The sequence below is a fragment of the Methylomonas sp. Kb3 genome (assembly GCF_002834115.1).
Taxonomy (GTDB): domain Bacteria; phylum Pseudomonadota; class Gammaproteobacteria; order Methylococcales; family Methylomonadaceae; genus Methylomonas; species Methylomonas defluvii.
Genome location: NZ_PIZT01000069.1, coordinates 198,109 through 223,275, shown reverse-complemented (window position 1 = coordinate 223,275; position 25,167 = coordinate 198,109). Strand labels below are relative to the sequence as shown.

Annotated in this window: 21 protein-coding genes; 5 read left to right on the top strand and 16 right to left on the bottom strand. The window is 52.7% G+C overall.

The genetic code is table 11. The features are described from left to right. Nucleotides 1-43: 43 nt before the first annotated feature. The 4 genes from CWO84_RS22155 to CWO84_RS22140 all read right to left on the bottom strand — a co-directional run bounded on the left by CWO84_RS22155 (nt 44) and on the right by CWO84_RS22140 (nt 5,427). The gene (locus CWO84_RS22155) at nt 44-1,186 is read right to left on the bottom strand and encodes a response regulator (RefSeq protein WP_033155296.1); all 1,143 of its coding nucleotides are present in this window, start codon (nt 1,184-1,186) and stop codon (nt 44-46) included. Nucleotides 1,187-1,420: 234 nt separating this feature from the next. Then, a complete protein-coding gene (locus tag CWO84_RS22150; RefSeq protein WP_101055294.1) occupies nt 1,421-2,902 on the bottom strand; it encodes an N-acetylmuramoyl-L-alanine amidase in 1,482 nt (493 codons plus the stop codon). Nucleotides 2,903-2,911: 9 nt separating this feature from the next. Further along, nucleotides 2,912-4,282: a hypothetical protein gene (locus CWO84_RS22145; protein WP_101055292.1), complete on the bottom strand. Its 1,371-nt coding sequence runs from the start codon at nt 4,280-4,282 to the stop codon at nt 2,912-2,914. A 104-nt stretch (nt 4,283-4,386) separates the two neighbouring features. Continuing rightward, a complete protein-coding gene (locus CWO84_RS22140) occupies nt 4,387-5,427 on the bottom strand; it encodes a M14 family metallopeptidase (RefSeq protein WP_205800444.1) in 1,041 nt (346 codons plus the stop codon). Nucleotides 5,428-5,691: 264 nt separating this feature from the next. Between CWO84_RS22140 and CWO84_RS22135 the strand changes: the two genes are divergently transcribed. Further along, a complete protein-coding gene (locus tag CWO84_RS22135; protein WP_101055290.1) occupies nt 5,692-6,048 on the top strand; it encodes an Imm51 family immunity protein in 357 nt (118 codons plus the stop codon). Nucleotides 6,049-6,196: 148 nt separating this feature from the next. Here CWO84_RS22135 and CWO84_RS22130 read toward each other — a convergent pair whose 3' ends face one another. The 8 genes from CWO84_RS22130 to CWO84_RS22095 form a co-directional block, all read right to left on the bottom strand. Next, nucleotides 6,197-7,627, bottom strand: a complete 1,431-nt coding sequence (locus tag CWO84_RS22130) for a glutamate-cysteine ligase family protein (RefSeq protein WP_101055288.1) — start codon at nt 7,625-7,627, stop codon at nt 6,197-6,199. A gap of 111 nt (nt 7,628-7,738) precedes the next feature. After that, nucleotides 7,739-8,098 (bottom strand): DUF4186 domain-containing protein, encoded by a 360-nt coding sequence (locus CWO84_RS22125; protein ID WP_033155300.1) that lies wholly within the window; start codon nt 8,096-8,098, stop codon nt 7,739-7,741. Between the two features lie 9 nt (nt 8,099-8,107). After that, nucleotides 8,108-9,121: a dihydroorotate dehydrogenase-like protein gene (locus tag CWO84_RS22120; protein ID WP_033155301.1), complete on the bottom strand. Its 1,014-nt coding sequence runs from the start codon at nt 9,119-9,121 to the stop codon at nt 8,108-8,110. Further along, a complete protein-coding gene (gene nifJ / locus CWO84_RS22115) occupies nt 9,114-12,746 on the bottom strand; it encodes a pyruvate:ferredoxin (flavodoxin) oxidoreductase (RefSeq protein ID WP_033155302.1) in 3,633 nt (1,210 codons plus the stop codon). The genes CWO84_RS22120 and nifJ overlap by 8 nt, the downstream gene beginning before the upstream one ends. A gap of 306 nt (nt 12,747-13,052) precedes the next feature. Then, entirely contained in the window at nt 13,053-13,595 is a 543-nt protein-coding gene (locus CWO84_RS22110; RefSeq protein ID WP_033155303.1) for a hypothetical protein, read from the bottom strand. A gap of 92 nt (nt 13,596-13,687) precedes the next feature. After that, nucleotides 13,688-14,152, bottom strand: a complete 465-nt coding sequence (locus CWO84_RS22105) for an SRPBCC family protein (RefSeq protein ID WP_033155304.1) — start codon at nt 14,150-14,152, stop codon at nt 13,688-13,690. A gap of 168 nt (nt 14,153-14,320) precedes the next feature. Further along, nucleotides 14,321-14,692, bottom strand: a complete 372-nt coding sequence (locus CWO84_RS22100; protein WP_051669609.1) for a hypothetical protein — start codon at nt 14,690-14,692, stop codon at nt 14,321-14,323. Nucleotides 14,693-14,760: 68 nt separating this feature from the next. After that, nucleotides 14,761-16,518, bottom strand: coding sequence for a L,D-transpeptidase family protein (locus tag CWO84_RS22095; RefSeq protein WP_101055286.1), 1,758 nt, complete (start codon nt 16,516-16,518; stop codon nt 14,761-14,763). Between the two features lie 382 nt (nt 16,519-16,900). Between CWO84_RS22095 and CWO84_RS22090 the strand changes: the two genes are divergently transcribed. Genes CWO84_RS22090 through CWO84_RS22075 form a run of 4 tightly spaced genes read left to right on the top strand, consistent with a single transcriptional unit; the run spans nt 16,901 to nt 19,139 of the window. Then, a complete protein-coding gene (locus CWO84_RS22090; protein ID WP_101055284.1) occupies nt 16,901-18,190 on the top strand; it encodes a hypothetical protein in 1,290 nt (429 codons plus the stop codon). A gap of 14 nt (nt 18,191-18,204) precedes the next feature. Then, a complete protein-coding gene (locus CWO84_RS22085) occupies nt 18,205-18,420 on the top strand; it encodes a DUF2905 domain-containing protein (RefSeq protein WP_101055282.1) in 216 nt (71 codons plus the stop codon). A gap of 24 nt (nt 18,421-18,444) precedes the next feature. Beyond that, nucleotides 18,445-18,948 carry a YqiA/YcfP family alpha/beta fold hydrolase gene (locus CWO84_RS22080; protein WP_101055280.1) on the top strand — a complete coding sequence of 168 codons (504 nt, stop codon included), beginning with the start codon at nt 18,445-18,447 and terminating at the stop codon, nt 18,946-18,948. 17 nt (nt 18,949-18,965) lie between these two features. Beyond that, the gene (locus tag CWO84_RS22075; RefSeq protein WP_033155309.1) at nt 18,966-19,139 is read left to right on the top strand and encodes a rubredoxin; all 174 of its coding nucleotides are present in this window, start codon (nt 18,966-18,968) and stop codon (nt 19,137-19,139) included. A gap of 19 nt (nt 19,140-19,158) precedes the next feature. Here CWO84_RS22075 and CWO84_RS22070 read toward each other — a convergent pair whose 3' ends face one another. The 4 genes from CWO84_RS22070 to CWO84_RS22055 form a co-directional block, all read right to left on the bottom strand. Beyond that, a complete protein-coding gene (locus tag CWO84_RS22070) occupies nt 19,159-19,515 on the bottom strand; it encodes a hypothetical protein (protein WP_033155310.1) in 357 nt (118 codons plus the stop codon). A 105-nt stretch (nt 19,516-19,620) separates the two neighbouring features. Beyond that, entirely contained in the window at nt 19,621-20,586 is a 966-nt protein-coding gene (gene hflC / locus CWO84_RS22065; RefSeq protein WP_033155311.1) for a protease modulator HflC, read from the bottom strand. Continuing rightward, nucleotides 20,583-21,560, bottom strand: coding sequence for an FtsH protease activity modulator HflK (gene hflK, locus CWO84_RS22060; protein ID WP_051669611.1), 978 nt, complete (start codon nt 21,558-21,560; stop codon nt 20,583-20,585). The genes hflC and hflK overlap by 4 nt, the downstream gene beginning before the upstream one ends. A 124-nt stretch (nt 21,561-21,684) precedes the next feature. Continuing rightward, nucleotides 21,685-24,951: an EAL domain-containing protein gene (locus CWO84_RS22055; protein ID WP_101055278.1), complete on the bottom strand. Its 3,267-nt coding sequence runs from the start codon at nt 24,949-24,951 to the stop codon at nt 21,685-21,687. Nucleotides 24,952-25,167 lie beyond the last annotated feature (216 nt).

Here is a 25,167-nt window from a genome sequence, read left to right as displayed (position 1 = left end):
TCCTCGGTGCGATTATTAGATCGGTAGGGATTCAGGCGGGTACTTATCGGCGAGTTTGGGCCGATTGCAGCAAGGCTTTTTGCTTTTCGACAATTTGGTTCAAACGCAAGGCTAGCCTGTTGTCGTTCTCGAACAGGTTGTCCATCTGCGAAGTGAGTTCGTCCACATAACCGTGCAGCAAAAACTCCTGGCTATCAGTCAACCCCAGATGAATAAAGGCGCTTTCCATGTTCATTTTGTGCTGTTCGGCCAAATTCACCATCTGCGAGTGATTACTTTGTTGATTGGCCTCGATCTCGATCAATAAATCGGTCAACTCTCTCACGCCTTCCAGGCGGGCATTCGCTTCCTGTAGACGTTGTTGTTCGCTGATCATGGCTTCGATACGGGCACCGGCACCTTCGGCAAGTATCGCCAGATGATCGCGCAAGCGGCCGATCGCATCCGGATCGTCGGTATCCAGACCGGTCACCAAGAGCGTCACGTGCGGAAAATTAAACACCAAGCGATCACCGGCCTGATAAATCCGGCCCAACTTAGCCACGTAGGTAAGGATGGAGGCTTCGAGCGGCGTACAGATTGTTTCCGGACTAAAGTCGTATTCGTTGGCGGTATCGGTCAATTTCACCAAACCGTTTAGATCGTATTGCTGCAAAGTCTCGATTAACAAACTACCCAATTGCTGAAACGACACGCATTGAAACGATGAGCGTAAGAACTGCAATACCGTGCCGGTTTCGCCCAAACTGGACATAGCGGTAAATGCGGTTTTTTGTGCGTAAGACAGTTGCGATTGCAGTTGCCGTTTTTGCTGCTCGGCTTCGATGGCCAAATCGACCTTGCGCAGAAGCACGTCTTTTTTGGCGTTTTTCGGAATAAAATCGTTACCGCCGGCATCGAACGCGGTCAGCAAAATCTCCAGATCGTCGTGGGCAGACACAAACATGACCTGCACATCGTCATTGCCGTCAGCGCGAATCTGCCGACATACCTCGATACCGCTGAGGCCCGGCATTTCAATATCCAACAAAATCAGATTGGGGGCCAAATCCATGGCGGCCAAACATTCCTCGCCATTGGCAAACTCGTGGAGTTGATAGCCATGCCCCTGCAATTGGTCGGTTATGACCAAACGCAACAGTGCATCGTCATCCACTACAAAAATACAGAACGGTTTTTCGGGCATGATATTTCCTGGGTTGCTGGATTTGCGGGTGAGGCGATAGCGTGTGCCAAATAAGCATAGCGGTCCGAGCCAAAATTGCCCGACCGCTTAGTTAAACCATCTTAACAGCCGCAGCGAACATTCATGCCGGCGGCCGGGCAGAACTGTGACGGCCGCATCGGTTGTGAGAATAAGCTTGTGATAAGGCGCCAAAAATACCTGATCACCAGCGGGATTAGCGTATACAAGCGCGAATCAGGCGCCGTGCGCATTGGCAATAGCCAACGCCGCCCAATCGAAGGCTGGGCCTATATCCCATTTATCGCTGCGAAAATTCACATGACTGGCGATACCGGAATAGCTCTGAAAAAAATCCAGATCGCGTTCAAATTGCTTGGCTTTGGGAGGCAAGGTTTTCGGTATGGAAAATCGCCCGCATAAATCGTTCAGCAACAAGCGAATCGCTTCTACCTGCTGCGCTGGAAAGGTAGCGAAATACTGCTCGCCCCGATAGCTGGTTTGCATATATTTATCGGTTTGGGCTTTGTCACAGTATTTAGTACCGAATAACTGGGTTTGGCCCCGACGCGGCGGCCACCAATTCAAGACCTCCGGATTATCCGCCGCCGGTCGCAATGGTCCGACATTGGCAATTTCTATCGCTATTGAGCGTTGATCCAGTCGGCCGCTAAATCCCGTCACCCCCAGATGATAAGCCCACTGCGTCGGATCGAACACTTCATAGACCGTGCCGTCGACATCGACCAGATAGGCTGCGGCAATATGTTGCGTATCGCCGATCCAGGTATCGAACGCCGACTTGGCTGACGAACCCGCCGTGAAGTGCAAAACAATCAGATCTTTTTTTGGCCTCTCGGTAAAAAACTGCCCAGCCGGCAAACGGAATCGGGAGCGATTGATCTGCAAACCGGCAACCGCAGCGGCAGCTTGGTCACGGAGCAGCATAGTATCGGTACTCGCCTCGTCTTCGTTCGGCGTTAGCAATACCCGCGGATTGGGCCGATCTGTGGCCCCCGCCCAGAAAAAACAATTGTCTTTATCCTGATACCAATAGCCGTTGCCGGATACCACATCACCTGCCGTAAAGCTGACGACCTCGACTTTACTGCCGGCATCCAAGACGCGCAGCACCGGTGCACTGACAGATGCGCGACTGCGGAGATTTACTTTACTCAGCAAGCCGATTGGCTTGCCGGCCACCAAATCGGCTGCCGGATCGGGCAACGCAGTGGCAATCAGCTTGGCAATATCGACACGCGCACCGGGGCAGTTTACCGAGGCACGAATCGCGCTATGCGACAACACATGATCCGCATCGACGCTAATCCGCCAGCGGTCGGCAATTTCCCTGATTAATTTCGAGCATGCCGCTAATTGCATGGCCGTAGGCGGGCCAAGCACCGACACTTCTAAGGCAACACCAATCGAGAAAAAATTGGGATTGGTGTTGGGCCGCTGCTTGATAAATTCGGCAGCCGGATTGACCACCAAACCGGCATGAAATGCCGTGTCGGCTTCCTGGACATATTGATGAATCTCACCGTTGTTGCGGATGGCGTAATGCACAGACTGCAACGTGCCCGGCTTGTTGTAGCACATAGCGGCATTCGTCAAGCTGCCATCAGTCGTATGCAAAACTATAATTTCCGGTTTGAAGCCTGCCGGGCGGCCGGTCCGAAAATTACCCGGCGCGCAGCCTATCCATTGCTTTTCCATACAGCCTCCTCAGCCCTGCGCCTTCAGATCGCCACGTTCGCCGTGTAACGGATTGAATGCCGGCAAAGTGCCGGGGGTTTGAGGTTCGCCGCCCGCAGTCTGCGTGGTTTGGCGAATAGCTTTCTGCTCATCATCCTTGCGAGCAAGGCCGGAGCGCAATTGCACCAGCTTACTCAAAGCGTTATACCAAAACGGCCCGCCCAGACTCAGTAGAAAAATCGACAAAATCAAACCGGGAATACTCACCAACTTCCAATGCTTACACCAAGCATCCCGGTCAACCGGCAAACTGATCAAGCCCTGTTGAGCTAGAAAATTCAGATAATACTTTTGCTTTTCCAGATCGAGGCCTTCTTTGGCTTTAACAGTCTCGTCAGCCGAGGTCTTGCTAACCTGCTCTCCGCTAGCTTTGGCAGCGGCTGGTTCAACTGCATCCTTTAGTTGCGGATCTTCCGTTAGCGAAGGGGCCAATGCCACAAAAGTCGCGCGCATTTGCTCGTCCATGGACAGCCGATTGATCAAATACACCGTGTCCAACTGCAACGCAATCGCTACCAGGGCCGCGCTAATCACGCTAACCACACGGGTGGTGGCGGTAAATCTGACGCTGACCCGGTCAAGCAAATGATCAAAATTCAAACAAATTTTCGCCAGAAAATCGCTGGATGCTTCTTGTAGCAAAGCATTGGCCTCACGCACGTCGTGCGCCAGTTCCGGGTTGGATTTTTCAAATTCCAGCGCTAGCATCCGCGCGTTTTTCAAGGTAGAGGCCGGATCTTCAATACCATTGTCGTGCAGCACCGATTTCAACTTGTCCAGCAGATCGATTTGTCCGGCGACGATTTTCTCCAACTGCTGAAACTGTTGTTTTTTGGTTTCGGCCTTTTCTTTTTTGATCTTGGCAAGTAAAGCTTCAATATCCAGGCGCTTAAAAAACAGCGGATATTCCAGGAATTTGCTCTCCAGGGCCTCCGTGGCTTGGCCAACATTGATGGTTTTATTGGCTAGCCTGGCTTTGATCTGTTCAAATTCCGTTTTGATCGACACATCGTAGCCAGCCGCTAACTCCAGCAAAATCTTGATAAATTCTTCGCGATGGATCACTTCGCCAAACTGAAAAAATTGCAACCACGCCGGCAGTCGGCAGCGACAGCGGCCGCCGATAGTTCGTTGCGTCAGGGTTAAGGCGGCGATGGCCTCGGCCTCGGTTCGGGAAAAGCGGGCATCCAACAATTCCAGCAAGTCGGCCAAACCGGTGCGCAGATTGCGGCCGCGGCTGGCCAGTAAATTTAAAATGCCCTGACTGATTAAGGTCACCGCCATGCTGACGATCAACATCACCACCGATAAACCCAGTAACACGTCGAGTGACTTCAACATCATTCTTCTCCTTTGGAAGGCTGTTGCGGCCGAATGAATCTAACATTCCGGCAAAGGTGGCGTCCAGGATTTTGGTTTTTAGCGCTTCCCGCCGCAACACAAACTCAAATGCCAGTCTCCACAGCCAAGCGCTCCATCAAATAACACAAACAGTCCTGGCGGATGACTCGTTCGTCCAGGGTTAGCATGGACGGCATTGTTTGCCGAGTGATTTGCACTTGGCCATCCGTAACAGTCAAGAATTGCTCGGTCACCGGCTGACCGTCGTTGTCTTTGGCAATCAAGGGCATCCTGGCGCAGTCGGTTGTACCCAACACGGTGCCGGCCGAAATCTCCGTGAAATTCAGACTTTCCAATTCCGGATCAAGAAGCAGATCGGCCCTGGCATCGCTAAAGCTATAACTGACATCTTCAGCAACAGTCACTTGCGCGACCGTGTGATAAAGATCCACATCCTGCTTCGCGACCGGTTGGGCCGGAAATTCATGCAAGTGCAGGCAACTGTCCAGAAATTGAAAGGCGTGTTCGGTACCGTGCGGCTGGCCGGGACGGCCGCATTCCAAGGTCACCGCCGGGCAAAACTCGGCAAAGGCGCTGGATTGGGTACCCTTGGGATGGGTGAAATACACCAGCAAACGGCCGAACAGCGCACCCAGATGCAGAAAATCCTTATCCAATTTGTTGATGCAGGCGTAATGCGGATTCAAACCGGTATTGTTATGCACATCCACGCTGGCAAACACCTTGCGCTCGCGCATGATCTGGCAAATCTGCGCCGCCCAAACCGCTTCCGGCGACTCTGGTAAGGCTGTGCCGGGCCAGATGCGGTTGAAATCCGGCTGGCCATCCAACCGTCGTAGGTTAAAACGAGCAGCCTGGGTATTGCCGAAAAACAGGGTCAAGCCGCGCGGCAAGCTTTGGCCCTGATATTTTTGCAACAGCTTTTGTACAGCCAGGAAGCCGGTGGATTCGTTACCGTGCAGCAGGACGGAGACAAACAGGGTTTCCGGGCGTTTGCCGGGGAGGTGGAAAAGCGTGGGTTCGGGGATTAGGGTGTGTAGGTTATTAACCGAAATATCCAGCAAACCGTTTGGCAGGCTGTCGAATTGTTTGGGGATGCAATTGGCGAGTGAAATCTGTGGCATAACGAATTTAACTGATTTGCTTGGAGCAATTCTATCGTTATTTTCAGGCTGACATAAATGAAACCGGGAAAACCACCTATGCTTACCGGGCCACAGCCTTATTAACCCGGCCCTATTTATCCCTGGTGCCCCGTTAAGGCTGAGCTCGCAGAAGCCTGAGGTGGCTGGCCCTTCGTTAAACTCAGTACCCTCAGGGCAAAGGCGAATGGCATTTCCGATCTACGCACCCGCTACATTTCACTAAATTTACATCCCGAGGTCCTTATGGATAAAGACAATACAGACAAGACTACCTATGCGCCTTTCGTTCTTCTCGACTCGGGAGAATACCGGTCTCTAATACTTTCCGACCAGGATATGGTTGAGAAATTGCATGTATTCGAAGAGCGGGCTGACGAAGGCTGGAATGGCAACGGTTACGACTGGAACTCAATTGCTCAAGTCGTACTATTCGAACAACTGCCCGATTTACAAGATGAGCTCGATTTCGATCCGGAGGCGGGAATGTTTTCCGCACAAGGATCACGTTCTGCGCTGGAACGTCTCGGAAAAGCAATGTCATTGGCCTTTAACAACGAAGAGGTACTTCGAGATCTGCTGTCACGGGCTGAACTTGATTGATCGGTTGGCGTAGAACATTTGTTTATCATTCCCACGCTCCAGCGTGGGAATGTAGCCCGCACCGCTCCAGCGGTGCACATCGGGACGCTGGAGCGTCGTGCAACCCTGTTCCCACGCCGGAGCGTGGGAACAATGATGTTGTGCTTATTCATATCCCCCACCCGGCAACCGCTTCCTCGCTCCGCTGCCGCTGCAAATAAACCCGCGTCAGCTCCGCAAATTCGCCCGGATTTTCCTTGATAAACCGCCGCTGCCAGTGGCTGCCGGTCTGTTGATTGGCTAGGCGCTGGCGAATCACATCCAGATAATTCTCACAATCAGCAGTGCAGATGCCCAAAGCCTGCAAGCCCTGAACGGCACGCGGCACTAGCTCCTGCTCGATCAGCACCGCCAACCGTAGTTTATGTTCACCAAACCAGACGACATGGCTATCCAAACCGTGCCGCGCCGCTTGATAAAAATTATCCTTGGCCTGGGCGAAGGATAACTCCGCCCCGCCCGCTTGCCGTTCGTCGGCCAGATTTTTCACCAGTCCATAATAAAAGGCGGCGTTGGCAATCATGTCCAGTACGGTCGGCCCTGCGGCCGGCGTACGGTGTTCGATACGGATATGCGGCGTACCGTCGGCATCGAAACCCACCAGCGGCCGGTTCCAACGCCAGATCGTGCCGTTATGCAGGCGTAAGTGTTGAAACGCTTCCGGCGCATCGTCGAAATACTCCGGCAGCAGAACCGGAAAATGCTGCTGGTTTTCTACAAAGCATTCCAGGATCGAATGCCGGGCAAAATCGGAGCCAAAACTGACCCGGTGCAAGGGCCCGTCGGCGGCCCCGGCATAGCCGCCGGTGGCAATGGCCTGTTCGAACAAGGGAATACGGGTTTCCGCCCAGAGATCCTTACCAAACAAAAACGGCGCGTTGGCAGCCAACGCCACCATCGCCGCCGAAGCGATGATAGCCGCGTTATACACATGATGAGCGATGCTAAGCGGGCATTGGATATGCAATTGAAACGAGGTGGTGGCGGCTTCCAGCATCACATCGTGATGCTCTATTTTCAGATGCTCATGCCCGCATATATCCAGCACAATCGGCCGGCCTCGGCAGCGCAAAATCTGTTGATTCAAGGCCCGATAACGATTCATGTCCGACATATTGCCCAGATGCAGATCGCTTTGCTGCAAGGTCGGCAAGGTGCCTATCGCCAATAAATGCAAATCCAGTTGCCGGGCGTGCTGTTCAGCTTGCTGCCAGGTGTTTTGCAAATCCTGATGCATGCGGCTGAAAACTTCGCCGGTCAACGCCAGCGGCGGCGTGTTCAGTTCGATATTGAATTTGGCCAATTCCGGACCGGCCATAGGGTGGGCAAAAGAGTGCAGATAGTCCTGATTCATCGGTGCCGGCCGCATGTAGTCGTCCAGCAGCCAAGCTTCGATTTCAAAACCAGCCACCGGCTCGGCTTCCGAACAGGCGCGGCTGTTAATCAGCCGGCCCAGCAGTTCGGTTTCTGCAGATAGGCGCTTGCGGAAACGCTGAAAGTCGGCATCTTGATAGATTGCGGCATGAATTTCTTGACCCATGACATTTGCGCTCTTAGTCCGGCGGAACAGCAGGGAATAGTAAGACCATTGCAGCTAAAGCACGAATTTAATCCATTTATGCGAATTACATATCTGCCGTTATCTGGCTGATTAAATATCGGTAACAGCAATCCTTAACCACCGCTCCAACACCTTACAAACATAGGTTTGTTCGTCGTCATTTAACTCTCTACCCTGCGGAATTTTATGCCATTTTTCCAGGCATCCCCGACAGCAGCAGGCGGTGGCGTGTTGCGCGACGAATACCGGATGGCCGCGAAACGGGGTTTGTTTGCCGTCATTGCGCGGCTCGGCGGCGGCCAGGCGCTTTTCGACAAAGTCCCTGGCGTGGCTCAATACCGTTTCCATGCCTTTGCTCTTTAGATAATCCCGGTCTTTGGCATTCAAACGAAACTGGCTGCGGAATCTGGATTTAGCCAAACCGGCAAATAGTTCGTCCAAATCCCGCACGGTTTTTCGCTATCTCAACACGCCAGCGGAGGGCGTGTAACTGTCCAATACATGGATGTAATTGGCACGCTCATACGCGCTAGGGTCTATGGCGTGCTGTTGACTGACGCTGCCTTTTAACTGGCTGATGGAATCGTATTCGTGTTCGATCAGCCATTGTTCCAGTTCCGCGCGGATTTCGCTGAGTTTGCCCACACCTTGCGCCAACAATACACTGCACAGATGCACCACGTCCGCGCCCGCCAGCAAGGCTTTGATCACATCCGCGCTGTGGTGAAAACCGCCGGTGACCGCCAAGGACAATTTCACGCGACCATATAGCAAGGCCGTCCAGCGGATACGCAACAAGGCTTCGGCTTGCGTGGACAATTGAAGTTTCGGCACCACTTCCAGCGTTTCCAAATCAATATCCGGTTGATAGAACCGGTTGAATATCGCAATACCATCGGCACCGGCAGCTTCCAGGCGTTGGGCAAAATGAATCGGCGAGCTGAATTGCGGACCGAGCTTTAGGGTCAGCGGCACACTCACCCGGCTTTTTAATTCCCGCAGAATATCCAGATAGCGGTTTTCGACCGTTTCGCTGCTTTCGTCGGCATTGGCCGCCAGGTGGTAGATATTCAACTCCAGGGCGTCGGCCCCGGCTTGCTGCAAGGCTTGGCCGTATTCGATCCAACCACCCTGGGAAATACCATTCAGGCTGGCGATCACCGGAATATGCAAACTGCTTTTCAAGCGTTGCAGATGTTCCAGATATTGTTCCTGGTAAGTCAAAATCTGCTCAGGCACCGGATGAAAGGAATCGGCCTCGCCATAGCCGATGCCTTGCCCGAAAAAAAACCGCTCCATCTGTTGCTGTTCGGCTTCGATTTTTTCTTCAAACAAGGAAGACATGACAATGGCCGCTGCGCCGGCATCTTCCAGCCGACGCGCACTGTCCAAGTCCTTGCTCAGCGGTGATGCCGACGGTACTAGAGGATGCGCCAGTTTCAGGCCCAAATAATTTGTTGTTAAATCAACCATGTTGGCTCTCCTGGGCAAGATCGGCTTTCAGTGCCGCTTTGGCAGCGGCGACGCTGGTGGCATCGCTCCATTCCAGCGCGGCCAGTTGTTGGTAGTAACGATAGCGGTTTTTCACGTCTTGTTGCGCCTGTTTCAAGAACGCCTCGGCGTGGTCGGGATGACTCTGCCAGAGCATGCTGAAGCGGGTTTCGCTCATCACAAACTCGCGTAGAGGCACCGACGGTTCCGCGGAATCCAGTTGCATCGGATTCTTACCTTGCTGGATGCGGCCGGGATTGAATCTGAACAAGGGCCAGTGTCCGCTTTTCACTGCCAGGTTTTGTTGGCGATGATTGTTGGACAAATCAACGCCGTGCGCGATACAAGGCGCATAAGCGATGATGATGGACGGCCCATCGTGAGCTTCCGCTTCCAGGAAGGCGTTCAGGGTTTGCGTGTCCTTGCCGGCATAAGCCACATGGGCGACGTAAACGTTGCCGTAATCCATCGCCAGCAGCGCCAAGTCTTTTTTCGCGGTGGCCTTGCCGCCTGCCGCGAACTTGGCCACCGCGCCCAGCGGCGTGGATTTGGAGGTCTGGCCCCCGGTGTTGGAATACACTTCGGTATCCAAAACCAGGATATTGACGTTGCGACCGCTGGCCAACACATGATCCAGACCGCCGTAGCCAATATCATAGGCCCAGCCGTCGCCACCGATGATCCAGACGCTTTTCTTGCACAGATAATCCGCCAGCGGCAACAAGGCTTGCGCGGCAAGTTGCTTTAGCGAGGGTAAATGCTGTTTCAATTCCGCGACACGTTGGCGTTGTTCGTAAAGGCCGGCTTCATCGGATTGGTCGGCTTGTAAAATGGCATCAACCAGTTCGCCACCCAAAGTTTCTCGTAACGACACTAGCAATTCGGCCGCATGTTCGGCTTGCTTATCTATAGCCACTCGCATGCCTAAACCGAACTCGGCATTGTCTTCGAACAATGAATTGTTCCAGGCCGGCCCCCTGCCCTCGGAGTTTTTAGTCCAAGGCGTGGTCGGCAGATTGCCGCCGTAAATGGACGAACAGCCGGTAGCATTGGCTACCACCATGCGGTCGCCGAAGAGCTGAGAGGCCAATTTCACGTACGGGGTTTCGCCGCAACCGACACAAGCGCCAGAGAATTCGAATAAAGGCTGCAACACCATAGAACCCTTGATGGTATTGGTTTTCAGCAGCCTACGGTCGTATTCCGGCAAGGACAAGAAATAATCCCAATTTTGGCTTTCCGGCTCGCGTAGCGGCGCTTGCGGGCGCATGTTCAAGGCCTTGCGGCTGGCGTTGGATTTATCGCGAATCGGGCAAATATCCACACAAAGCCCACAACCGGTGCAATCTTCCGGCGCCACCTGATAACTAATGGATAAACCGGCCGGAAAATCTTTACCCAACATCGCCGCGTGTTTGAAAGTCTCCGGCGCATTGCTCAAGGCTTCGTTAGGCACAATTTTGCTGCGAATCGCCGCGTGCGGACAAACCATCGGACATTTGCCGCATTGGGTACACAAATCGGTTTCCCAAACCGGAATCTCCAACGCCAGATTACGTTTTTCGTAGGCCGCCGTGCCGGTCGGAAAGGTGCCATCGGCCGGCATCGCGCTGACCGGCAAGGCATCGCCCCGGCCGGCGATAATTTCGCCGGTGACGCGGCGGATAAATTCCGGCGCGCTATCCGCTATCAATCCGGCAATATCAAAACCGCTATCGGCCCGCTTAGGCAAAGGCACATGGCGCAAACCGGCCAGCGTTTCGTCTATAGCTTTGAAGTTTAAATCAACGATACGTTGGCCTTTTTTGCCGTAGGTTTTTTGCACGGCGTGTTTAATAGCCGCAATGGCTTGCTCTTGCGGCAACACCCCGGAAATCGCGAAAAAACAAGTCTGCATGATGGTGTTGATGCGTTTGCCCATGCCCGATTTTTCCGCGACCGCGTTGCCGTCTATCAGATAAAACCCAATTTTCTTATCCAACATTTGCTGCTGCATCTTGCGCGGCAGAGTTGCCCAGACTTCATCGACCGACGCCGGGCTATTCAACAGAAACACCGCCTTGTCGGCGGCGTTGGCCAGCATATCGTAGCGTTCCAGAAACACGGTTTGGTGGCAGCCGATGAATTGCGCGTCGTTTTCGCCGATCAAATACGTGGAGCGTATCGGCTTTGGCCCGAAGCGCAGATGCGAAACGGTAACCGCGCCGGATTTTTTCGAGTCGTAAACGAAATAGCCCTGGGCGTATAAATCGGTTTCTTCGCCGATGATTTTGATGGTGTTTTTATTGGCGCCTACCGTGCCGTCACTGCCCAAACCGTAAAACATGGCTTGAAAGGTTTGATCGTGGGTATCGGTGCGGTAAGCCGCGTCCCAATTCAGGCTGGTGTGGCTGACATCGTCGTGAATCCCGACCGTGAAGTGGTTCTTCGGTTTCGCATTTTTCAGTTCGTCGTAAACCGCCTTAATCATGCCCGGCGTGAATTCCTTGGACGACAAGCCATAACGGCCACCCACTACTTTGGGCAGGCTGGTAAATTTTTCGCCATCGCTGAAGGCTTGGGCCACGGCGGCCAATACATCTTTGTATAAAGGCTCGCCGTCGGCACCGGGCTCCTTGGTGCGATCCAAAACTGCGATTTTTTGGCAACTGGCCGGCAAGGCGTCGATCAAATGCTGCGGTGAAAACGGCCGGAACAAACGCACTTTCAACAAGCCCACCGCTTCGCCCTGGCGATTCAGATATTCCAAGGTTTCTTCCACCGCTTCGGCGCCGGACCCCATAATCACGATTACTCGCTCGGCTTGCGGCGACCCGACGTATTCGAACAAGCGGTATTGACGGCCAGTCAAACCGGCTAGCCGGTCCATGGTTTGTTGGGCAATCTCCGGCAACGCGGCGTAGTAAGGATTAACCGATTCCCGGCCCTGGAAATACACGTCCGGGTTTTGCGCGGTACCACGCAGCACCGGCTTATCCGGCGTTAAGGCCCGGCCGCGATGCTGGCTAACCCAGTTGTCGTCGATCATCGCCCGGATGACGCTATCGTCGATCTCGACAATTTTGGCAACCTCGTGTGAGGTGCGGAAACCGTCGAAAAAATGCATGAACGGGATGCGGCTTTGCAAAGCCACGGCATGCGCTACCAGCGCCAAATCCTGCACTTCTTGTGGCGAGTTGGAGCACAACATCGCGTACCCGGTCATCCGCGCCGCCATCACGTCGCTGTGGTCGCCAAAAATAGACAAGCCCTGGCAAGCCAGCGAGCGGGCGGCGATATGAAACACGGTCGGGCTCAGTTCGCCGGCGATTTTGTACATATTCGGCAGCATCAACAACAGGCCTTGCGAGGCAGTGAAGGTGGTGGCCAAGGTACCGGCTTGCAGCGCACCATGAATGGTACCAGCTGCGCCGGCCTCGCTTTGCAGTTCGACTACATGAGGTACAGTACCCCAGAGATTGGGTTGATCGCGGGAGGCCCATTCGTCGGCCCATTCACCCATCGCCGAGGACGGGGTAATGGGGTAAATTGCGATCACTTCATTGAGTTTATAAGCAATACTGGCCGCAGCCTGATTGCCGTCTATGGTGAGGGTTTGCTTTTGCATGGGATAACCTTTTCAGGAAACAAAACGGGGGGCCGTCGGGCAAAGCCGACGGCTTTTTTATGATGCTCTAAGCATAGTCAAAAATTGCCTGACTAATTTTTAGTCAATTTAAAGATGTCCCAAATAGGACGGGCGATTGGCTGGTTTGCTCACGATTTGATCACAAGTTTATCCACAACTTCTGTGTATAACTGTACTTTTGGACAATGGCTGCCACCGAAAACAATAGCCTAAACCCCATGGACTCAAGCTGATTATTCCTCCCCCAACGGCTTATCCGCCGTCTAACATTTGCAAACCTTGCGTTTATTCAGCCCAGTCGTCGCGCAGTACGATAGGCATCACTTTATCTTCGACTGCAATCACGGCCTTATTCAACACTACCAATTGTTTATCCTCGACAAACTGCACACCCAACATATAAAAAATCGGCCCCCAAAACGGGTTGATCATCAAGCCACCGAGTATGCTTTTCGCGCTGCGTTTCAAATTTTTTAACGGGTTAAAAGCGACAGCCAGTGTTTGCTGGGGATGCTCGGCGAATACGTCGGTGATCGGCTTAAAAGTCTGTTTATCCCGGCTTTCCAGTTCATCCAAGGCAACCGAGAGCTTGCGAGCCATTTTGTAAAAATGCAGACGCGCCGCAGTCGCCGATACCGCGAAGGCAATCGCCATCAGCGGCAACAGAATACTGGGCGGCAACAAGGGAGCGAAAGCCGGCGCCAGCAATACCAAGCCATATCCCAACATGACGGTATCTTCCCCGCGCTCGACATCGCGGTCCAGATTTTTAACGATAGCAACCACTTGATTGCCGGACTGATCCAAATAACCTTTGTCTTGAGCCATATTCGTCTCCTTCAGGTTGAATGTGCAGGGTCTTGATTAGATGCCTGCGGTTAAAAAAAGTCAACTGCCAAACCGATACCAAATTGCATGCGCTACGGCCCGCCAACGCCCCACTTTGCTTGCAGATAATCGCGGCGCGTATCGAAAATACGCTGCAACTTATCGCCGATAAAGCCATGCAACAACTGACCCAACCAGCCGAAGGGCATCGTATAAAACACGATGTCTTCCAATACGATGCCGTCCTCGCAAGGTCTTAGGCAAACTTCATGGCTCCAGAATCCAAATGGGCCGACGGCTTGTTGATAGACAAACCTATTCGGCTTATCGCAGTGGCTGACTTCCGAAAGCCAAGACATGGGCACACCCAAAACCGCTTTCATCCGATAACGGATCAATAAGCCGGGGTAAATATCCTCGGGGACCGGCGAAGTAATATCGACATGAAAAAACTCCGGCGTAATTTGATTTAAATAGTGCGGAGACGAGAAGAAAGCCCAAGCCTGCTGCTGGCTGAGCGCCAAGCGTTGCTGGCGGTGGATGTGGTAAATTTTCATGATACTGGCGGACGACGATGCTGAGTTACTGCGATAGCCAGCAATCTACCGTAAAAAAATTTTTGCGGTAGTGCAGCTTATGCACTGCAATCACGCGGATACGAGAGTCCGGACATCAGAACACTCGGAGGTGAGGCAAGATCCGGGTAAACCCAAACAAACCGAAGATTATAGCGTCGTGCCGCTTTCTGCCTTGATTTCAGCAATTAAATCGCCGAGGTTTTCGCGTTGTCTCAGCACGAAATTTCGGCTTTCCACGGCGGTGCGACTACCCAGCATGATGATGTCCTTGCGATGTTTATGCGCCAGATAGCCGGCCAGCAAACCACCGGAGAATAAGGCAAGCGGATGGCGGATCATTGCACGGGTGATGCTTTTGCTGGCGTGCGTCAACCCGGAAATCACGATACCCATCACCACACCTTTGACCAAAATCTCGCCATTGGTCGGCGGTGCCATTCTGCCTTTCTTGCCTTTGCGCGCCGGCGATTTCTTAACTTTCTCGGTAACCGCCTGGTTTACTATTTTTGCTTGCGTCATATCCCTGTCTCCCAAAAAACCACACTCCGGATAACAGCATAATCCAAAACCGCTAAAACTGAACCCTATTAACCGCCGCCGGCATTATTTACCGCTTTACTGACCAATTGTTGTTTAGCGCCCGGATTAGCGGCTTTGCTTAGAGCGGTTTGCAACAATTGATCTTGACCGTAAATATCCGGGTAAAAGCGCGGTTTATCGTCAAGGCCCACAAACACAGTGGTATAAAAAAACAATACGGGTATCGATTTTTTCAGCGTGACCCGCTGGGTTTTAGGCCCGGCCATAGCTTGCTGTATCGTTTGTTGGTCCCATTCGGCTTGGTCGCCCAGCACAAATTCCGCCAGCTTTTCAGCCTCCGCCACTCTAACGCAGCCGTGACTGAGATCGCGGCGATCACGATTAAACGCTGCTTTGCCCGGCGTATCGTGCAAATACACATCGGCTTTGTTCGGAAAAATAAATTTCACCCGCCCCAAGGGGTTGCTGCTGCCGGGTCGCTGCCTGGCGCGCACCCGCCCGCTCTTGATTTCGTCGACGATGCTGTCCTGATTTTCGTCTTCGTCTTCAGCGACGTCGGGTCCCACCAGCTCTATATCCTGACTCGCTAAAAACTCTTCATCACTCAAAAGCTTGGGCAGCATTTCCTTATCCATGATGCTTTTTGGAATATTCCAATAAGGCATGAATTCCAGATATTTCATGTCCTCCCAGAGTACCGGCGTCTGATTTTGCTCGGCTTTGCCGACGATGACTTTCATCGTCAAAGGCTGTTGATCGTCGCGAGAATTGAAAGCCCATAACTGAAACGCCGGAATATTCACAAATATCCTCGGCCCTTCCGGCAACTCCGGCATCCAACGCAAACGCTCCATGGCTAATTCAAGCATCGCAATTTTTTCGGCCGGCGTTTGATTCAATAAGGCCAGAGTTTGTTTACCGATCACCCCATCGGCTTTTAAGCCTTGTTGCTGCTGCAAGCGTTGCACGGCTTCCGCCGCTGCCGCATCGTAGAAATTTTCCGTGTTGCCGGCACCGACAAGGTCTTCCGCTTTCAGTACACCCAACTCCGCCAAACGCCGACGCAACTCGGGCAATTGCGCGTCTTGCTCGCCTGGGCGCAGCGATTTGGCAAAAAGCAGTTTTGGCTTCTGCGCCCCGGTATTTTGCTGACGATAAGCCGCCAACAAAGTCTTTAACTGCTGATATTGCTTGAGTTTTGGCGCCAGCGCCGCCGGCAGTTCGGCAAGGGATTGTTGTTGAATATGTTGATTCAGCGATACCGCCACCTCGCTTGCGGATTTGGCGGCGAACTGTGGGGGATAATTGAAGTCGCGCGGATCAACCCGGCCAGTATGTAGATCATGCGCGTAATGCACCAATGCTATCGACAAAGCCACGTCGTAAGAGGCCAACTGCGTCGTTGCAGTGTTCGGTAGCGCAGCGGCTTGTTGTATGTAGCCGCGCAAACGCTCGACTTCATAAACGTCCGGATTTAAACCATCGACTTTGGCATTGCTTAGCAGGCTCAAAGCGTCTTCGCGATTTTTCGCGGCTCGACCTTCGCCCAGCCAAATCAGCTGGTTGGCATTCATCTGATACAGCTGTTTCAGTGCGTCGCTATACTGCGAAAAATCGGCTTGCGCCAGTAAAGGCTGCTGTTTGCCGGCTAGTAACGATTGTATGGCTTGCCCTACGGAAGGCTCCGGGCTCTGGCTGCTGGCGGATTGCGAAAAACCATACAACAGCATCAGTACCGTCAGCAGATACGGTGGAAAGTTGCGCCTGGTTGTGTGATTGGTGCGTGATACGGCTTGCTGGGTCATGATTTTTGCAAGTTCAAATTCGGACAAAGGTTGCCATATTGACAAAATACGGGCTCAAGTTCTAGTTTTGCCCGATAAAAAGGGCTTAATGCCATACAGTTCACCGATCATTGCCGCACCCTAAAAAGTTACGGCTAAAGTGATGCTGCTATCGGCAAAATACCGTGCAGGCTCAAGTTTCACAAGTTTGGATCATGCTGTTCAGAACATGTCGATCAGCATGTACGCTAGCTAACAAAATAAGCTCAACCGCCTGTTTGTAAATGATTTTTGCCGATTTAGCAGGTATCTGTATAAGAATTTACCGATTAACGGACAGGCGTATCGCGCTAGAATAGCCGCGTAAATTCTGTTTCAGCACCCATCCACGCCTATCGTTTTCATGCATCCCCATCCAGAACCCGAGCAAACCCCTAACGCCAGACAGCTGAATAGCGATTGCCGCTGCTCGTCGCTAAATCGCACAGCGCTGCGTCGCGAACTGAACAGGCTGGACGGAAACGGCGATTTGTATCGGATGATTGCGGAAGAACGGCCGAATTTGTTTGCCGAGTCTGCGGTGTTTATCGATCAAGCTTGCCTGGATCAACAATTGGCAATCATCGCTGCACTGGAACGGGTGATTGCACTGCCGGCGTATCAACAACAGGTACTTACATACGCACCGGACGCGGCACGATTTTTAACTAAAGCTCATGGCGTATTTCTAGGCTACGACTTTCATTTGAGCGCTGACGGCCCAAAACTGATCGAAATCAATTCCAATGCCGGCGGCGCGATGATTAATGCATTATTGATTCGCGCGCAAAACAGCTGTTGCGAAATCGCCGGCAACCAGCAGCCTGGCACACTTAAATTGCCTGGGCAGGATACTCAGCCAGCCGAAACCTTATTTATCGACATGTTTTACCGGGAGTGGCGCGCGGAGCGTGGCTTGGCGCCGCTGCGCAGCATTGCCATTGTCGATGAAGACCCACAAAATCAATACCTGTGGCCGGAGTTTCTGTTGTTTAAACAGTTGTTCGAACAACATAAAATCAAAACCGTAGTCTGCGACCCCAAGGCCTTGCGCTATGACGACGGCGCACTTTGGCACGGTGATCTGCAAATCGATCTGGTTTATAACCGCTTGACCGACTTTGGCTTGGAATCGCTGGAATGCCGGACTTTACGGGAAGCCTATTTAGCTGGTGCGGCCGTGCTGACGCCGCACCCCAGAAATCATGCGCTGTATGCCGACAAAAGAAATCTGGTCTGGCTGGGCAAAGACGACTTTCTGCGTACAATCGGCGTCGATGAGCGTACCCGAACACTATTGCGAGAAGGTATCGCCCACACGATGCTGGTTGATGCGCAGAATGCCGATCAGTTCTGGGCGGAACGTAAGCAGCTGTTTTTCAAACCCGCCAGAGGCTATGGCAGTAAAGCGGCGTATCGCGGCGATAAATTGACCCGGCGCGTTTTCGAGGATATTTTGCAACACGATTATGTAGCGCAGACGCTGGTAAAACCCAGCGAACGGCATCTGGATGCCGGCGAGTTAAAACTGGATTTGCGCCACTATGTCTATCAAGGCCAAACCCAATTGCTCTGCGCCCGCCTCTACCAAGGCCAAACCACCAACTTTCGCACGCCGGGCGGCGGTTTCGCGCAAGTGGTAGTCATTCCGTAACGCATAGGAAAAAAATGGAACCCGGTAAAGCACTCATTACTATCGGCTCGGCCATCCTGGTGCTCGGCTTGGTTCTGAATTACGCCCCATGGTTGGTGAATTGGTTCGGCAAGCTGCCTGGGGATATTCGGATTCAGAATAAAAACTGCTTCGTGTTTATACCGATTACATCGATGATTGTGGCCAGCGTGCTGATCACGTTACTGGCCAATTTATTTTTCAGAAAATAAGCTTTCGCACAGCGAGAAAAAATCATGAGCAAACTGGTGATATACAACCACGGCAAGGACAGTATTCCCTGGGGCGAAAAACCCTTGGCATTGGCGGAGGTCGCCAAACGGCAAGGGTTTGAATTTATCAGCCCGGATTATCAAGCCAGCAACGATCCGGACTGGCGGGTACAACAGCTGTTAGCGCTGGATGTATCGGGACATGAAACGATAGTGCTGGTGGGCTCCAGCATGGGTGCTTATGTTTCGACCGTCGCGGCGGAAATCATCAAGCCGAAGGGCTTGTTTTTGATCGCGCCGGCATTCTATTTGCCGGGCTACGCGCGGACCGAGTTTAAACCAACAACAGCCAATATCGAGGTATTTCACGGCTGGGAAGATGATGTGGTACCACCGGAAAACGCCTGGCGCTTCTGCCGCGAACATCGCGCGCGTCTGCATATATTGGATGCCGACCACCGCTTATTAAGCATATTGCCGATAATGGCGACTGCTTTCTCGCGATTTCTCGGCGATTGCGCCGCTTAATATCCAGGGAAAATCCAATGAGCGATTACAAAAAATACCATTGCCAGGAATGCGAACACATTTACGACGAAGCCAAGGGCGATCCGGATAGCGGCATTGCGCCCGGCACCCGCTGGGAGGACATCCCCGACGACTGGGACTGTCCGATTTGCGGCGCGCCGAAAAGTTTTTTCAAGTTACTGGAATATTGAGCGCTCCGATCAGGCAATCTCAGTACATACCGTTACCGAGCAAAGCCCCGGCGGCGGCACCAATGCCGGCGGCTATCGGGTCGCCATTTCCGAGCTGATAGCCCATTGCACTACCGACCATCCCACCTAACAAGCCCTGCGGCGAACGCTGGTCGTAGCCGTAATAAGCCGGTGGCGGTGGTGGCGCGTAATACCGAGGAGCCGGCACATATTCAACGACCGGGGCGGGTTGATAATAAACCACTTCTTCCCGGTACATCGGCCGATAATGCCCGTGATGATGGTGGCCATGATGATGCCCCCAATGCTCATGGTCGGCCAACGCAGCAGACGAAACCAATAAACCCAAAACGATGACTGTTGTTGTTTTTAACATCGCAAACCTCCTGTTAAACAATTATTTGCTTGCGATAAAGTTTGCCGTCCGTAGCTTAATTTTTGCTTATTGGCGATACAAACAGCAGCGCTGTTTTGGCGGCTATCAACGATTCTTTTGCTCCACCCGCTTCAACAAGCCAAATAAATCGCTATTGGTAGACAATACTATGGTGGCGTCGCCGTCTATCACTTTGCGATAGGTTTCCATGCTCTTCAAGAACTTGTAAAACTCGGCGGACTCGGACTTTTGCCCGTATGCCTTAGCGTAAATTTCCGTGGCCTTGGCATCCGCTTCCCCTTGAATTTCTTGCACGCGCTTGTAAGCCGTCGATTCGATTTCGTTAAGATCCCGGTCCCGATTACCGTTAATTCTGGCCGCCTCGCCTTCGCCTTCCGAGCGGAAGCGCTGGGCAATTTGCAAGCGTTCGCTGATCATCCGTTGATGGATACGCTCCAACACTTGATGGTTGTAATTAATGCGTTTGAAACGTACATCCAGCAGCTCGATACCAAACTCCGCCAATTTCGGCGCGGCCGCATCGAATACGTCTTTTTCGATTGCCGCCCGGCCCACCCGAATCGGCCGCAGCACCCCTATGGTGCCTTCGCCGGTCAACGGCCCCAAACTTTCGTCTTGCAAGGGTTTGCGATCCTTATCCGAACGCACCACTTCGATCAATTCATGGCGGGCAATCGCCGTGCGGGTCTCGCTACCCAAAATATCTTCCAAACGCGATTGCGCGCTGCGTTCGTCGCGCAAGCGCAAGTAATATTGCATGGGCTGGGTGATGCGCCAGCGGGCGAAGGTATCGACCTGTACATAGGTCTTATCTTTGGTGGACATTTCCACCATCGGCCCATCCCAGGCCAGGTAACGCTTATCGAAGCTATTGATCTGCTGGGTAAACGGGATCTTGAAATGCAAACCAGGGCTGGTAATCGGCTCGCCGACCGGTTTGCCGAACTGGGTGATGATGACTTGCTCGGTTTGATCAACGGTAAACACCGATTGCCATAGCAAAAACCCCGAAACAACGATTAACAGCCAGTTTCTTATCGATAAATTCATTTCACTACTCCCGCTGCCTGACCGGGAAACGGCAACATCGGCAATATTTGCTGCACCGTGTCATCGACAATAATTTGCTGGCTGGCTTGCGGCAACACCTCGCCCATGGTTTCCAGATAAATCCGCGCGCGGGTCACGTCCGGCGCTTTTAGATATTGCTCCAACACCTGATTGAAAGCGGTGACATCCCCTTCCGCTTCGTTAATTCGTTTAAAACGATAACCTTCCGCCGCGCGAACTTTCTGATCCGCTTCACCACGTGCACGCGGCACGGCTTTGTTATATTCGCCATTAGCCAAATTGATGACATTCTCTCTATCTTGCTGAGCACGATTCACTTCATTGAACGAGGGCTGTACCGGCTCGGGTGGATTCACATTTTTCAGTTGTACCTGGTTAATTGACACCCCCAATTGATAGCGCTCGGCTAAAAGGCGCGCACGTGCCAATACGGTTTCCTCTATTTCTTGCCGGCCGATGGTGATGATTTCATCGACAGTGCGATCACCAACCACTTCGCGCATCACGGCTTCGGAAATATCCCGCAAAGTCACACCGGGGTCGCGGACCACAAATAGATATTTTTCCGGATCGGTGATCCGGTATTGCACGATCCACTCGACCAGCGCCGAGTTCAGATCGCCGGTGACCATAGACTTTTCCAAAGCCGGCTCGTCACTGATTTGATCCGGGTTGGTGAAGCCTGCCGTGGCAAAGCCAAACTCCAGCTTCTGCTGACGCTGAGTCGGCACGGTGATGACGCTATCCACGCCAAATGGCAGTTTGGCATGCAAACCGGACGGAACTTTTTCGATGTATTCGCCAAAGCGCAACACAATCCCCTCTGACTCGGCGGGAATGGTATAAAACGACATGCTCGCGCCGACCAGCACCGTGATGAGAATCAGAACCGCCAAGGGCGAAATCGGCAGCGAATCGGGCAGATTTTTAAAAAGGGGATTGACGTCGTTCAAGGGCTGACTCCGTTAAGTCGGCGAAAAATCAAGATGCAAGGCAAGGCATTGCCGGTCACCAGCACCGCCGAATTTAGTAAACAAGCATGGACCCGCTCCACCCTTTCGTCAATTTGTATGCTATTCAAATCGCTATGGTGGACTCGATAACACTTTGCCGCAAAAACAGCTCAAACTGGTCACTGGGCATCGGCTTAGCGAATAAATAGCCTTGAATTTCCTGACAGCCCTGTTCGCGCAAAAACTCCCGTTGTTCAACCGTTTCCACACCTTCGGCTATGGTCCGCAAACCCAGGCTGGCGGCCAAACTAATCACCGCATTGACGATGGCTTTATCTTCCGAATCAGTACTGATGTCGCGGACGAAAGATTGGTCAATCTTTAATTTGTATACTTTAAATTTCTTCAAATAACTCAGCGACGAATAACCGGTACCAAAGTCGTCGATAGACATGCGTATCCCGCGATCATGCAGATTATTCATCACCGCTATAGCCGCTTCTGGATTCTGCATCGACACCCCTTCGGTCAATTCCAACTCCAAATACTCAGGCGGCAAGCCTTCCTCTTCTAGTATGCGCGAAACCAAATCCGGCAAGGCCGGATGACTAAATTGAGCAGCCGAGAGATTGACCGCCATGATCAAAGGCCCCAACAACCCCTGATCAAGGCAGGTTTTCGCTTGCCGCACCGCCGTTTGCAATACCCACTCACCGATAGGCAAAATCAGTCCGCTATCTTCCGCTACCGGGATGAATTCGGCCGGCGAAACCATACCAAACTCGGGATGCCGCCAGCGCAACAAAGCTTCCGCACCGATCACGCGCCCGCTATGAATGTCCGCCTGCGGTTGATAATAAACATGCAGTTGTTCACGGTCCAAGGCATGGGATAAGGCATTAACCAGTTGTAGATTGCGCTGGGCGCGGGCTTGCATTTCCGGTGTAAAAAAGCGGTAACCGTGCCGGCCATCGGTTTTGACTCGGTACATGGCCACATCGGCGCTTTTAGACAGGCTTTCCAGATCTTCGCCGTCGTTAGGATACAAGGCTATGCCAATCGATGCGCTCATCGTCAAATCGAATTCCTCAATCCGGTAAGGTTCGGCTATCGCATCAAGAAGCTTCTGCGCGACATTCGCCGCCCCGCCGGCATCGGTGCCCGGCAACAAGAAAATAAATTCGTCGCCGCCCAAACGGGTCACGGTATCTTCTTCGCGCAACACGGCACAAAGCCGATTGGCTAACTCCACCAATAGCGCATCGCCGACGCTATGCCCCAAGGTATCGTTAATATTTTTGAAATGATCGAGATCAAGAAACATCAGAGCTAAGTGGCCGTTACTCCGTTTGGCCAAACTCAATGCATATTTCAAATGATCGTCCAATTGACTGCGATTCGGCAAGCCGGTGAGCGAATCGTAATTGGCCAAGTAATAAATGTGCTCCTCAGCCTGCTTACGTTCGATAGCTAAGGCGACGAAATGCGCCACCATTTCCAGCAAGCGCAATTCATGTTTGCTGGGAACGGCAGGGTGACGATGATAAATCGCAAAGGTACCCAGCACTTTTTTACCGGCGGAGAGTACCGGCTCCGACCAGCATGCCGCCAAACCGGCCCGTTCTGCCAGCGGCAAAAAAGGCTGCCAAAAGGGATGCTCGGCCAGATTTTCCGCAATCGTTCTTTGCCCGGTGTACGCGGTATTGCCGCACGACCCCGCTCCGGCACCAATTTTTAGCCCATCGATCGCCTGATTGTAGAAATCCGGAAGACTAGGTGCCGCGCCTAGCCGTAAACATTGCTCATCATCCACGAGCAAAATCGAACAAATGCTACCAGCCAACATAATTTCCAGTTCGGTAACCGCATCATGCAAAATATCCGTCAACTGCAGGTTACCGTTGAGCCGTTCCAGCATAAACACCCGCAAACTTTCCATCTGCTGCGCTTGCTGGCGCTCGGCCTCACGCTCGAAGCCACCGATGGCATGATCGATGTCCATGGCCATTTCCAACAGCAGATTGCGCGCGGCATCGTCAAACACATTGATTTGATCGCCGTACAGCATAAACGCCCCAGCCGGCTTGCCGTTTCGATGCAAGGGTAAGGCCGCGGAAGCCTGCCAATCGAATTTTGCCCCACGCGCATGCCAGGCTACGGTGGCGGGGTCGTGTTGAAAATCCTGACACCAATATGGTTTGTCCTCTCTGACTGCGGTACCGGTTGGTCCGCACCCGGTCGGCAGGTTCTCGTCTATTGATATTTCAATGCCATCCAGATACTCGATGCCGATGCCATAACAGGCAACCGGTTTAATAGTTTGGCTGTTTTGGTCAAGCATGCCGATCCAGGCCATTTTCATGCCGCCAAATATCACGGCGTCGCGGCACATTTGCGGGAATAATTCGGCTTCGCTGGTACAGCGCACGATGGCTTGGTTACATTGACTTAGCGCGGCATACAATTGCGTCAATCGCAGATTTCTTGCCTCGGCAGTGCGGCGCGCGGCTTCAACGCTTGCCAAACTTGCCCGCGTTTCCGCCAACCAGCCCAACACGCTGTTGCGCATGCCCTTGCTTACCGGAATATCGGCGGAAAAATCGCCGCTACCCAGCCGCACGATCTGATCGTGCAATTCATCGACCGAGGCTCCCAATATTGCGTGTAAAGTCCGATACGCCCGCCAAAGCGTCAATAGCAACATTACCCCGAACACCACAAACACCACCCGCAACCAAAAGGCAATACGCGCTCTGGCAACCACACTCTGTTGCGTGCGCAGGTCTATCAATTCGAAGGCGTCGATGATCGATTGCATGACTTTCGCTTTTGCTCGATGGTAAGTCGCATCGTGCAGCATTAGATTGGCTTGATGCCATTTGCCGTCGGGCATTCCCTGATTCGAATCAACCATGTCCATCGCCGTGCGCTCTATTTGGATAAGTGCAGCGGAATCGGTCGTGGCTTCGGCCATTTTCGCCAGTTCCTGCTCGGAAAACCCGGCTTGCCGCATCAACTCCAGCAAGGCCACCGGCTGCGTGCTTGATTGCGGCGCCGGATGAGCATTGGCGATCACCAAGTCCCAATACATGTCGTGATAATTTTCGGGCCTGGGCAGTTTGCCGTCGCGAATGTCGATAATCTCTTGAAAATAGTGTTTATAAACCGGATCGCCGGTCGCGACATAACTGCGCGCCACATGCGAGAGATCGTTGGACGATTGCCTAAATTCATCGGCCAGCAAGTGTGACGCAAAGCGGATTTCGTTGGCGCGATCAATTTGCTTCTCGGCGCGCACGTAAACCGCGAATGCGATCACGAAAATCACAAACATGACCAGATTCAGCCACAAAATTCGAGAAAACCGGGAAAAGTAATACGGTCGCGTCATTTTGCTTATTCCGTTATTCAACTCCAAAATAGACACCAGCCGGCCAAAAACTTAAAAACAACCGGCCTAAAACCACGAGTAATATAAGTGAAATATAAGGTGAACCGTAACACTAAAGTTTTCCGGCTTTCGGTCCGGACGCCCGAACCATGGGGCTTATCTGTTGAAAATGGATGTCGGGCCTATCCAAACGAATCACTGCGATTACCTATTCAC